The organism is Caldovatus aquaticus, from assembly GCF_019458025.1.
Classification (GTDB): Bacteria; Pseudomonadota; Alphaproteobacteria; order Acetobacterales; family Acetobacteraceae; genus Caldovatus; species Caldovatus aquaticus.
In genome coordinates this window covers 1-11,517 of the sequence record NZ_JAHZUY010000083.1, presented here as the reverse complement: position 1 = coordinate 11,517, position 11,517 = coordinate 1, and the positions used below count along the sequence as shown (strand labels likewise).

The 11,517-nt window shown below is 73.8% G+C and carries 9 protein-coding genes; 3 read left to right on the top strand and 6 right to left on the bottom strand.

Going from position 1 to position 11,517, the window contains the following annotated elements:
• Window positions 1-423 precede the first annotated feature (423 nt).
• Together K1J50_RS17545 and cysE are read left to right on the top strand one after the other, a co-directional pair.
• Window positions 424-1,482, top strand: a complete 1,059-nt coding sequence (locus K1J50_RS17545; RefSeq protein ID WP_220119057.1) for a cysteine synthase A — start codon at window positions 424-426, stop codon at window positions 1,480-1,482.
• A gap of 13 nt (window positions 1,483-1,495) precedes the next feature.
• On the top strand, window positions 1,496-2,164 hold the full coding sequence (gene cysE / locus K1J50_RS17540) for a serine O-acetyltransferase (RefSeq protein ID WP_220119056.1): 669 nt from the start codon (window positions 1,496-1,498) through the stop codon (window positions 2,162-2,164).
• Between the two features lie 201 nt (window positions 2,165-2,365).
• Here the strand turns inward: cysE and K1J50_RS17535 are convergent, their stop codons facing one another.
• The 6 genes from K1J50_RS17535 to K1J50_RS17510 all read right to left on the bottom strand — a co-directional run bounded on the left by K1J50_RS17535 (window position 2,366) and on the right by K1J50_RS17510 (window position 10,534).
• Window positions 2,366-3,730, bottom strand: a complete 1,365-nt coding sequence (locus tag K1J50_RS17535) for a hypothetical protein (protein ID WP_220119055.1) — start codon at window positions 3,728-3,730, stop codon at window positions 2,366-2,368.
• A 97-nt stretch (window positions 3,731-3,827) separates the two neighbouring features.
• Entirely contained in the window at window positions 3,828-5,009 is a 1,182-nt protein-coding gene (locus K1J50_RS17530; protein ID WP_220119054.1) for a glycosyltransferase family 4 protein, read from the bottom strand.
• Window positions 5,002-6,903 carry an asparagine synthase (glutamine-hydrolyzing) gene (gene asnB / locus K1J50_RS17525; RefSeq protein WP_220119053.1) on the bottom strand — a complete coding sequence of 634 codons (1,902 nt, stop codon included), beginning with the start codon at window positions 6,901-6,903 and terminating at the stop codon, window positions 5,002-5,004. The genes K1J50_RS17530 and asnB overlap by 8 nt, the downstream gene beginning before the upstream one ends.
• A gap of 65 nt (window positions 6,904-6,968) precedes the next feature.
• Window positions 6,969-8,024, bottom strand: coding sequence for a glycosyltransferase family 2 protein (locus K1J50_RS17520; RefSeq protein ID WP_220119052.1), 1,056 nt, complete (start codon window positions 8,022-8,024; stop codon window positions 6,969-6,971).
• Window positions 8,025-8,279: 255 nt separating this feature from the next.
• Window positions 8,280-9,077 (bottom strand): P-loop NTPase family protein, encoded by a 798-nt coding sequence (locus K1J50_RS17515; RefSeq protein WP_220119051.1) that lies wholly within the window; start codon window positions 9,075-9,077, stop codon window positions 8,280-8,282.
• A gap of 140 nt (window positions 9,078-9,217) precedes the next feature.
• The gene (locus K1J50_RS17510) at window positions 9,218-10,534 is read right to left on the bottom strand and encodes a nucleotide sugar dehydrogenase (RefSeq protein WP_220119050.1); all 1,317 of its coding nucleotides are present in this window, start codon (window positions 10,532-10,534) and stop codon (window positions 9,218-9,220) included.
• Between the two features lie 373 nt (window positions 10,535-10,907).
• Here K1J50_RS17510 and K1J50_RS17505 point away from each other — a divergent pair.
• On the top strand, window positions 10,908-11,517 hold a 610-nt coding region (locus K1J50_RS17505), incomplete at its 3' end, for a hypothetical protein (protein WP_220119049.1).

Below are 11,517 nucleotides of genomic sequence, written 5' to 3'. Positions count from 1 at the left end.
GCAGCAGCGCCTCCGCCAGGCTCCCCTGTCCGATCCGCCGCTGACCCATCCCCGCCTCGCCTCAGCCTTCGCGAGGCTCAGCGAATCAGCCATCAGCCGCTCAGCAAGGCGTTTCGCAGGGGGCTCCAGGGGGTCGAAACGCCCTGTCCGCCGTCATCACCGCCCTGGCGCCCTGTTCAGCAGCAGACCCGTTCTTCAGAGGGGCCAGACCCGTCAGGGGGTGCGCCCCGCCGGATCGCTCCGTTCAGCAGCAGGTTCTTCAGGGAGGCCAGACCTTCGGCAGGGCGCCGGCCAGCCCCCCGCCCGCAGTCCGCGCCGCCCCGTTCGCCCGGCGCTCCGGCCCGCACGCCAGCCCTCCCCGCCCCGGCCCTTGATCCGCACGTGGCGCCGCCCGACCATCCCTCCATGGTGTGGAGCCCACGCATGTCCCCGACCCCCGCCGCGAGCCCGGCGACCGCCCCCCTCTCCCCCAGCATCGCCGACGGCTTCGCCGGCGCCGTCGGCCACACGCCGCTGATCCGCCTGCGCCGCGCCTCCCAAGCCACCGGCTGCGAGATCCTCGGCAAGGCCGAGTTCATGCAGCCCGGCGGCAGCGTGAAGGACCGCGCCGCCCTCGGCATCATCGAGGACGCCGAGGCGCGCGGCCTGCTCGTCCCCGGCGAGCCCGGCATCGTCGTCGAGGGCACCGCCGGCAACACCGGCATCGGCCTCACCCTCGTCGCCAACGCCCGCGGCTACCGCTCCATCATCGTCGTGCCGGAGACGCAGAGCCGGGAGAAGATCGACTTCCTGCGCATGATCGGCGCCGACCTGCGCCTCGTCCCCGCCAGGCCCTACCGCGACCCCGGCAACTACGTGCACGTCTCCCGCCGCATCGCCTTGGAGCTGCAGGCCGAGGGCAGACGCGTGGTCTGGGCCAACCAGTTCGACAACCTCGCCAACCGCGCCTACCACGCGGCCACCACCGGGCCCGAGATCTGGGCCCAGACCGGGGGGCGCGTGGACGCCTTCACCTGCTCCTGCGGCACCGGCGGGACGCTCGCCGGCGTCGCCGCCGCCCTGAAGACACGCAACCCGCAGGTGCGCATCGTGCTGGCCGACCCCATGGGCAGCGCGCTCTACTCCTGGGTCAAGACCGGCGAGCTGCGCGCCGAGGGCAGCTCGATCACCGAGGGCATCGGCCAGGCCGCGCGCGCGCCCGGCAACCTCGAGAGCGCGCGCGCCCTGATCGACGACGCGGTGCAGATCGGCGACCCGGAGATGCTGGAGCAGGTCTTCGACCTGCTGATCCACGAGGGGATCTCGGTCGGCGGCTCCTCCGGCATCAACGTCGCGGCGGCGATCCGGGTGGCGCGCGCGCTCGGCCCCGGGCACACGGTCGTCACCGTGCTCTGCGACGGGGGCGCGCGCTACCAGAGCAAGCTGTTCAACCCGGAATTCCTGCGCGAGCGGAACCTGCCGGTTCCGCCCTGGCTGGCCTGAGAAGGGGCGCCCGATGGAACTCCTCGAACTCGCCCGCACCGTCCGCGCCCGCGACCCGGCGCGGCCCACCTGGGCGGAGGCGATCCTCGCCTATCCCGGCGTGCACGCCGTGCTCTGGCACCGCCTGGCGCACGCGCTCTGGCGCCTCGGCCTGCGCGCGACCGCGCGCTTCGTCTCGCACATCGGCCGCTTCCTCACCGGCATCGAGATCCATCCCGGGGCGAGGATCGGCCGGCGGCTGTTCATCGACCACGGCATGGGCACGGTGATCGGCGAGACGGCGGAGGTCGGCGACGACGTGCTGATCTACCACGGGGTGACGCTGGGCGGCCTGTCGGGCCAGCCCGGCAAGCGCCACCCGACGGTCGAGGACGGCGTGGCGATCGGCGCCGGGGCGCAGGTGCTCGGCCCGATCACGGTCGGCGCCGGGGCGCGCATCGGCGCCAATGCGGTGGTGACGCGCGACGTGCCGCGCGGCGCGACGGTGGTCGGCATCCCGGCGCGGCCGCCGGGACGCGACCCCTGCGACGAGGGCTCGATCGGCTACGGCCTGACGAAGCAGGAGGTGGACCCGGTCGGCGAGCAGATCGCGGCGCTGCGCGCCGAGGTGGCGGAGCTGCGCGCCGAGCTCGCCGCGCTGCGGCGCGAGCGGGCGGAGAAGCCGGCGGCGCCGGTGGGCTGAAGGCCGCGGCGCGGCGAGGGGCCGGCCGCCGGGCCGCGAGCGGAGGGCGGCGCCGCCAGAGGTCCCGGGCGCCGCGTCCCGCCGGACGGCGCGGCGGGCGCACCGTGCCGGCTTCGCGGCAGCCCGGCTTTGCCCGCTCGCCCGCCTGCGCCGCCGCGGCCCCGGTTGGGGCCTGGAACGCCCTCCGGCTTCCTCGCGCGGTCAGCGCGACCGCCATCCCGCGATGCGCGCCGCCCCCGAGGCGGCGAGCAGGCTGAGGAGGAAATCGACCGGCGTGCGGTGCTGCCACCGGACGCTGCCCGACAGGAACAGAACGGCCAGGGAATACACGAACAGGAGCAGCAGGAATATCCGCAGAGACCTATGGTCGTTCGCGAAGAAGAACTGGAAGAACCCGACTCCGCACGCAACCAGCAGAAGCATCCATGCCGCCTGGATGAGCAATACGCACGCGACGAACAGGTATCCGAAATCCGCGACGGATCGCAGTATCTCGCGCGGGTCGGCCCTGTCCCTGAGGTTCGTCCACAAATTCGCGTCGTCCGCCTTCGGCCCCAGGGAGAAATACCGCGTCAGGAGAATGATGGAGCCGGGATTGAACGCCAGGTTCAGTCCGTCCGTCGCCAGCGTCCGGAGGTAGGCCGCCGGGTTGTCCCTGACGTGGCGGGCGAATTCCCCGACCGACAACCGCTCCCTCTCCTCTTCGGCCGGATCGAGCTCGACCTGGGCGATCTTCGCTATGCGCGCCGCCCTGTTGTACAGGTTGGTGCCCATGTCGTGATCGGAGGCCGGCATGGCGAGCGATCCCGTGTGGGCGACGACGAACGCCAGCCACGCGACGGAAAACAGGAAACTGATCGGGACGACGGGAACCACCAGGCGCCACTGCCGGAACTGCGGCTGGAGGAACAGATAAGCCGCCAGGAGGAAGGGGAAGGCGGCGAGCTGAACCCTTATGGAAATCGCGACGGCGATCAGGGCAAGGCCATAGTACAGATACCTGGCCCCTTCCGTGCCGTTTTTTGTCAGGAAAATGCCAATGAACAAGGAGGCGGCGGCAACGGCGGGATTGTACAGCGCCTCCGTGACAAGCGTGTGCGGCTGCCACAGGGAGCCCGGCATCAGTATCATGATCATTCCCGCCAGACGCATCGCCCAGGGCGGGAAATTCAGCAAGGCGGCGAGATACACCGTACACGCCACGCCGACGAAACCGAGCGCGATCTGGAGGACGATCACCCCATAGCGCCCCCCGATATGATAGACAAAAGCCTGATACAGATAATCACCAGGATTCGAATTCGCGAACAGAGACGACCAGAAATCGCCGCCGCCATTCAATATAGCGTTTATTTTCGACTGGCGCTGCTCCGAACGATCCCCCAGAACAAACAGTCCTGGATCGGACGAGTCGTACCACAAAAGCAGGGCGTGAATAACGAGATAGATCGCGAGCAGATGCAAGATCAATGTCCGGGTTCGCGCCCCCTCCCCCGTTCTCTCCGCACGCTCATCCGCGCTCATGCGGAAACCGTCCTGCCCGCCGCCCAAGAATAGGCCGCCCATCCGCAGCGTTCTTCTCGTCATGGCCCCGCCCCATCGCCCGGGATCGCCGCGGGCAACGCCCCTTCCCTTTCGCGCGCGGCGCCGGCCGCCCGGCCCGTCACGGCACCAGCCGGCTGCCGGACCCTGACGCGGCTCTCGCCCAGGGTCGCGGGCGCCGCCCCGCCTCGCCGGCCACCGCCAGCCACGCCCGCTCGAGCACCGGCAGGACCGCGCTCGCGACGTAGCGCTCGCGCACGATGGCGCGGCCGTTCTCCCCCAGCCGGCGGCGCAGCGCGGCATCCCGCGCCAGGCGCAGCAGGGCCTCCGACAGCGCCGCCGCATCCCGCACCGGCACCAGGATCGCCCCCTCCGGAGCGGCGATCTCGGGAATGGCGCCGACCGGCGTTGCGATGCAGGCCATGCCCGAGGCCATCGCCTCGATGAGGGCGTTCGGGAACCCCTCGCCGCGCGAGGGGAGGAGGAAGATGTCGGCCTCGCGCATGATGGCGAGCAGCCGCGCATGGCCGACATAGCCCTCGACCTCGGCAAGGTCGGCGATCCCCTCCTCCTCGAGCCGCGCCGCGAGGCGCGGGGGCAGCGCCACCAGCCGGAACCGCAGCGGGCAGCCGGCGAGGCTGACCGCCCGCATCGCGGCGAGGACCTCCTCCACCCCCTTGCGCACCGCCTCGGTCCCCGCGACGAAGAGACAGAGCGGCGCCGCGCGGGGCGCGCGCGCGGCCGGCTCCGCCAGGCAATCGGGCACCCAGTTCGGCAGCACCACCACGCCCTCGGCGCGGCCCGCGCGCCGCACCACCTCCCGCCAGTAGGCGGACTGCACGATCAGCCGGTCCGGCAGGCGCAGGACGCGGCCGATCAGCCGCCGGGCGCGCGGCGAGGACACCGCGTAGAAGTGGTCGAAGGCGCCGCCCAGGCGCATCAGCACCGGCCGGCGCAGGGCGCGGGCCATCGCCACGTACAGCGCCGCCTCCCAGAAGCTCTGGAAATCCGAGGACTGCACCTGGACGATGTCGGCGCGCCGCCGCAGCACGGCCCAGGGGAACAGCAGCAGGTGCCAGAGCGTCACCACGGCGCCGGCGAGCACCCGCCCGATCCCGCCCCGCAGCACGGAGCGGTAGCCGTAGTTGTCGGCGACGTTCCTCTTGGGCGGGCGGGAGGTGGTGAACGGCAGCAGCTCGAACCGCTCCCGGAGCGGCGAATGCGCCACGTTGAGCAGGAAGGTGGTGACGCCCCCGGTGGTGGGCGGCCACGGCCCGACCAGCATCACCCGCGGCCTAGGCATCGGCGGCGAGGTCCTCCGCCGTGAGGCCGCAAGCGCGCGCCCACAGCTCGAACATGAGCAGCGCCCACAGCGCCGCGCCCCAGTCGCGCCGCCCCCGCGCGTGCTCGGCCAGCAGCGTCTCGACCACGCCGCGCCGCAGCACCGCATGGATCAGCGCCCGCGGGGCGAGCAGGCGGTCGCGGAGGAACCCCGCCAGGTCGTCCTTGAACCAGTGGCCGAGGGGGACGCGGAACCCCTGCTTCGGCCGCCACAGGAACTCGGCCGGGAGATGGCGCTCGAGCGCCCGGCGCAGGACGAATTTCTGCCGCCCGCCCTGCATCTTCGCCGCGAAGGCGGCGCGGTTCATCAGCTCCGCCAGCCGGTGGTCGAGGAAGGGCGCCCGCACCTCCAGGCCGTGCGCCATGCTCATCCGGTCCACCTTGTGCAGCATGTCGTCGGGCAGGCTGACGCGCTGCTGCCACGCCGCCATCGCGCCGAGCGGGGTCAGGCCCGGCCGGCGCAGGGCGGCGAAGACGGCGTGCCGCGAGGCGCGGCACGCGGCCGGACCGCGCGCGTGCCGGTCGAGGAAGGCGTCGCGGAACACGGTCTGCTGCTTGGCGATGAAGCGCTCGGCGGCCGGCAGGGCGGCGTCCTCGATGTTGCGGGCGAGGCGCAGCAGGCCGAGCGCGCGCGCCCGGGCCGCCGGGGCCAGGGCGCGCAGGCCCGCGACCGCGGCCGTCCGCACCGGCCGGGGCAGGCGGCGCACCCGCTCGCTCAGCGCATGGCTGCGATAGACGTCGTAGCCGGCGAAGACCTCGTCGCCGCCGTCGCCGGACAGCGCCACCTTCACGTGGCGGCGGGTCAGCTCGGAGAGGAACCAGGTCGGCAGCGCCGCCTGGTCGGCGAAGGGCTCGTCGGCGTGCCAGGCGATCCGCTCCAGCACCTCGATGCTCTGCGGCTCGAGGACGAATTCGTGGTGCCGCGTGCCGAAGCGTTCCGCCACGAACCGGGCGTGGGGACGCTCGTCGTAGCGGGGGTCGGCAAAGCCGACGGAGAAGGTCTCGACCGGCCCGGCCGAGGCCTCGGCGGCCAGCGCGACGACGGCGCTCGAGTCCACCCCGCCCGAGAGGAAGCAGCCCACCGGCACGTCGGCGATCAGCCGGAGGCGGACGGCGTCGCGCAGGAGGTCGAGGCTCCGCTCGGCGAGCGCCTGGGCGTCGTCGAGCTCCTCCGTCGGCCAGGGCGGCTCGTACCAGCGCCGCTGCACGAGCCCGCTGCGCGGCGCATAGGTGAGCAGATGCCCGGGCGCGAGCCGCCGCACGTTGCGCAGGATCGCCTGCTCCCCGGCGACGAAGCCGAGCGTGAGGAAGCTGCCCAGCGCCGCCGGATGGACGCGCCGCTCGGCCACGCCGGCGGCGAGCAGCGCCTTCAGCTCGGAGGCGAGGTAGAGGCCGTCGTCGGTCTCGCAGACGTAGAGCGGCTTCTCGCCGAAGCGGTCGCGGGCGGCGGTGACCGTCCCCTGCTCGGCGTCGTAGAGGACGAAGGCGAACATGCCGTTGAGCCGGGGCAGGCACGCCGCGCCCCACTGCTGCCACGCCTGGAGCAGCACCTCGGTGTCCGAGGTCTCCTCGAAGCGGCGGCCCAGCGCCTCGAGCTCGCGCCGGATCTCGCGGAAATTGTAGATCTCGCCGTTGAAGGCGAGCCACAGCCTGCCGTCGCGGCTCGCCATCGGCTGCTTGCCGCCGTCGAGGTCGATGATGGCGAGCCGGCAGTGCGCGATCGCCACCGGGCCGATCTCGCGCCGGCCCGCCTCGTCGGGTCCGCGGTGGCGGATCGCCGCCTCCATCGCCGCCAGCCGGCGGGCGAGGAGCGGCGCCGGGGCGCCCTTGCTGAAGGCGAGGACGAAGCCGCACATCAGCGCCTGCTCCGGTCCGCGGGAGGCGGTGCCGGGCGGCCGCGGACGGCCGGCGCGCGCGGCACCTAGGCGGTCTCCGCGCGCGCATCCGGCGCGCGGGCCGGCACCGTGCGCCGCGGCAGGGCGGTCCCGTCGTGCAGGACGCGGCTCGGGATCCAGGCGGCCGGGTCCACGCGCCGCCGCAGGAATCCCCGCACCGTGCCGATCGCATAGACGATCCAGACCGCGACGGCGTAGACACCGAGCTTCAGGGAGCGCCGCCGCACCGCCATGGCCGCCGGCGGCGCCGCGAGAAGGGCGCCGGAGAGCGCGGCGGCGCGCGCGGTCCCGCCCGCGAGCGCGAACGCCGACGGGATCGCGGCGAGCCACGCCACGACCAGCACGGAAATCCACAGCGTGCGGATCTTGCGCACCACCTCCGGCAGGGACGGGCGGCCGAGCGCGGCGCGCGCCAGTTCCCCGGCACCGAGCGCGTATCCGCTCTTCGCGCGCGCCCACAGCAGCCGGTAGGCGTTCGTGGTGTAGCCGTAGTGGTCAACGGCGATCCGGTCGAGACGGGCGAGGCGCCAGCCCCTGGCCCGCAGCCGCGTCGCCAGCTCGAACTCCTCGAAGGCGTGGAGGTTGCGGTCGGAGAGATAGCCCACGCTCTCGATCGCCGCGCGCCGGTACAGGCCGCCGCCGTCGAGGCGGTCCACGATCCCCGGGCGCAGATCCGCCCTGGCCCGGGCGAGGCGCGAGGCGAACTCGAGGTTCTCGACCCGCCTCTCGCGGACGATGCCGCCGACGCCGGCGAGGCGCTCGTCCGCCGCGGCCGCCTGCAGCGCCGCGGGCAGGAAATCCGCATGGAACGCCATGTCGCCGTCGATCAGGTAGACGAACTCGCCCCGCGCGTACTGGTAGCCGAGCTGCGGGGCGGCGCCGCAGCCGCGGTCGGCTGGGTTCTCGAGCTGGACGATCCGGATCGGGTAGCGGGAGGCGATCGCGACCGTCCGGTCGCACGAGAGGCAGTCGGCGAGGATGACCTCGCCGTCCACGCGCTCGAGGGCGGCAAGGCAGCTCTCGATCGTGCGCGCGATGTGGGCCTCTTCGTTCAGGGCCTTGATGAGGAAGCTGACCTTCACCCGCGCCCCCAGCCTCCCACCCGGTGACGGCCGGCGGCGCCGGCGGTCGCACGGACACGGCGCTTGCCGACGCGGCAGGCGGCGAGGTCTCGCGCACTGCCGCGCCGGCACCGCTCCGCCGCATCTTGCGGGCATCCGCGCGGCTGCCGCCCTCACAATGCCGCCAGCGGACGCGGTCGTGCGCGACCGCATCCGGCCGCGCGCGGGAAGCGGGCCGCGGCCGTGCGCCGCCCCGGCGCGGCTCCGTCCCGGGCGTCAGAGACGGCGGTCGAGAAAGCGGGGAAGGTAGGGGCGGCGCTTGTTCAGCACCACGCCGACGAGATTCGCGCCGGCGAGGGCGATCTCGTCCCGCGCGCGCATGGCGCTCGGGATGCGCGTCTTCTCCGCCTGGACGACCAGCACCACCTGCGGGGTCTCCTGCGCGATGCGCACCAGGTAGGGTGCCTCCAGGATCGGCGGGCAGTCCACGATCAGCAGGTCGTAGGCGCGCCGGAGGCCGTGGTACAGCTCGCCCAGGCTCCGGCCGTCCTCGGACAGGCCGCCGGGCTCGAAGGACGGACGCAGCATGGCCGCGTGGAAGCTCGCGCCGCTCACGGTGACCAGCGCCACCTCGGCCTGCCCGCACCGCAGGAAGGACGACACGACGTCCGGCAGGGGCCGGCCGAGCGTGCCGCCGCGGTCCTCTTCCGCCGTGCCGCAGTCCAGGAGCAGCACGCGGCAGGAGGCGAGCGAGGCCGCGGCGACCGCGAGTTCGCGGGCGAGGGTGGAAGCACCGTCGCCGCGCTCCGCGGCCGTGAGGTGCACGACCACGCCGCCGACCCGCTCGAAGGCGTTCCGCAGCTTGCCCAGGATCGGGCCGACCTCCTTCCGCAGCCGGAAGCACTCGGCCGGCGCGACGACGCTCATCACGACCACCGGCCGGAACTCCCGCAGCGGCAGGACCGGCCGCTCGGCTGCCGGCAGGGCGGGGCCGCGCCGCTCCGCGGCAGGCCCGACCTCCCGGTCGCGCCGCACCCCGGCGAGCGAGGGCGCATTCTCCATCGGCTGTTCCACGGCGTTATCCTTTGCGGCGTTTCCGGCCGGGAGGCATGCGCACCCGCAGCCGCTCGAAGGACGGGCCCGGACCGCCGGCGCGACCCCGCCCGCCGGCCCGGAGCGCGGGGCGCGCCACGGCGGCGCCGCGCGGGGCGGGATCACCAGCAGATGCCCTCGTACCGCCCGCCGGCCGGACGCTGGACGTCCGCGAGACGGGCGAGGTCGATGAGGATCTGATCGGCGCGCAGCGCGGGCAGCGCCAGCCCCTCCCCGAACTGCCCGTGCACGAGCACGAGCGTGTCGCCGTGCGCGGCGACGGCGTGCAGGTCGTCGCTCAACAGCCTGGCGAGGTGCGGGATCCGGGCCTGGATGAAGGCCAGGTTCGCGCCCGTGAGGCGCGCGAGGTTCACGTCGCGGTCGAAGATGCGGATGTCGTAGCCCTTCCCGAACAGGCGCTCCGCGAGTTCGACCGCGGGACTCTCCCGCAGGTCGTCGGTGCCGCTCTTGAAGGCGAGCCCGATCAGCCCGACGCGCCGGTTGCCGGCCGCCTGGACCATCTCGAAGGCGCGCCGCACCTGCTCCTCGTTCGAGGGCAGCAGCGAGGCGATCATCGGGCACCGCACGTCGAGGCTCCTCGCCCGGTGCAGCAGCGCCCGCAGGTCCTTGGGCAGGCAGGAGCCGCCGAAGGCGAAGCCGGGACGCAGGTAGGCCGCGGAGACGTTCAGCCGCGTGTCGGCGCAGAGCGCGTCCATCACGCGGTGGCCGTCGAGCCCGAGGGCCTTGCAGAGCGCGCCGATCTCGTTGGCGAAGACGATCTTCGTCGCGTGCCAGGCGTTGTTCGCGTACTTGATCATCTCCGCCGTGGCGGTCCCGACGACGATCTCCCGCCCCGGCGCCTTCGCGATCGCCTCCCGGACCAGGGCCAGGGTCCGCTCGTCGTCCACGCCCAGGATGACCGTCCCGGCCTGATCGTAGTCGCGGATCGCGCTGCCCTCGCGCAGGAACTCGGGGTAGAGGGCGGTGCCGAAGTCGCGGCCGGCCTTCTTTCCGGAGCAGCCCTCGAGGACCGGCGCGACCACCCCCGCCAGCGAGCCGGGCAGCATGGTCGAGCGCACCACCACCGCGTGGAAGTCCGGCTTCCCGGCCAGCCCCCGCCCGATCACCTCGCAGACGCGGACGACCTGCGTCAGGTCGAGATTGCCGTTCGCCAGGCTCGGCGTGCCGACGCAGACGAAGGAGAGCTGCGAATCGCGGAGCGCCTGCACGCCGTCCGTCGTCGCGCGCAGCCGCCCGCCCGCGACCGCCTGCTCGATCAGCGGGCCGAGCCCCGCCTCGACGATCGGCGAGCGTCCGGCATTGATGGTCTCCACCTTCTGCTGGCTGGTGTCGACGGCGAGGACGGTGTGGCCGTCGCGCGCCAGGCACGCCGCCGAGACGGCCCCCACATAGCCGATGCCGAACACCGAAATGCGCATCGCGTCCTCCGCGTGTGCGTGACGTCCGGCAGGGCGGGTCGCGAGGCCGCCGCGCCGCGCGGTCGCACCGGCGCATCCGGCGCGGCCGGCGTCCCGCCCGACGCGGCGGCCGGCCCATCGTGCCAAGCCTGCGCGGCCGCCGTCACGCGTTTGCCGCGCCGGCGCGATCAAATGCGCGTTCACCGCGGACCTGCGATCACCCGCGATCAAATGCCCGCGACAGGATGGCCGCGCGCCACGCGCCGGCGCACCGTGCGCGCGTGCCGCGCGCCACTCCGTCCCCATCCGTCCGCACCGCCCGCCGGGGCGGAGGCTGCGCGCGCCACTGCGACCCGTCGCCGCGCGCCACGCGGGACCGGAGCGCCGCGGGGCGGTGAAGCCAGGCTTCGATCCGCGCGCGCCGGCGGCGCGATCAACCCCGGCTTCGCGGCTCGCCGCGCCGGCCGGCGCCCTTCCGGCTTCGCGCCGGACATGCCTCGGCGCCGCCGCGGCGCTGCTGGCGGCTGCCGGCCGCGGCATCCCGGGCCGGAGCGGCGGGCCGCGCGCGCCGGCCACGCTGCTGTTTGCCTCGGGCTTCGAGGGCGCCGTCCGGCTGACGGCGCCGTACAGGATCCGGCCCTACCACGCCTACCAGGGCCTCGTCGGCACCGATTCCGCCACCGGCTTCACCTGGCCCGGAAGGTTCTGGGGCGGGGACGCCGCCATCCAATTGCTGACCATGGGCGGCGATCTCTCGAGCGTCGTCACCGCCGCCCTCGAGACGATCGAGGGCTGCGACCGCGCTCCGACCCGCGCGCTTCATCTGCGCGTGAACCGGAAGGTCCACCCGTGGACGCAGTCGCCCCTGCTGCTCCGCCCCGCGCGCGAGCCTGGGGAGTTCTACATCAGCGAGTGGGTGAAGCTGCCGGCCAACCTGGCGCAGCAGCTCGGCCCCGGGGGCTGGCTGGCGCCGTTCGGCGAGTGGAAGTCGGTCGACGACTTCC

Excerpts from the sequence above, each read along its gene's own strand:
- K1J50_RS17510 (WP_220119050.1), bottom strand. The coding sequence starts at position 10,534 with ATGCGCATTTCGGTGTTCGGCATCGGCTATGTGGGGGCCGTCTCGGCG.
- K1J50_RS17535 (WP_220119055.1), bottom strand. The coding sequence starts at position 3,730 with ATGGGCGGCCTATTCTTGGGCGGCGGGCAGGACGGTTTCCGCATGAGC.
- K1J50_RS17530 (WP_220119054.1), bottom strand. The coding sequence starts at position 5,009 with ATGCCTAGGCCGCGGGTGATGCTGGTCGGGCCGTGGCCGCCCACCACC.
- asnB (WP_220119053.1), bottom strand. The coding sequence starts at position 6,903 with ATGTGCGGCTTCGTCCTCGCCTTCAGCAAGGGCGCCCCGGCGCCGCTC.
- K1J50_RS17545 (WP_220119057.1), top strand. The coding sequence starts at position 424 with ATGTCCCCGACCCCCGCCGCGAGCCCGGCGACCGCCCCCCTCTCCCCC.
- cysE (WP_220119056.1), top strand. The coding sequence starts at position 1,496 with ATGGAACTCCTCGAACTCGCCCGCACCGTCCGCGCCCGCGACCCGGCG.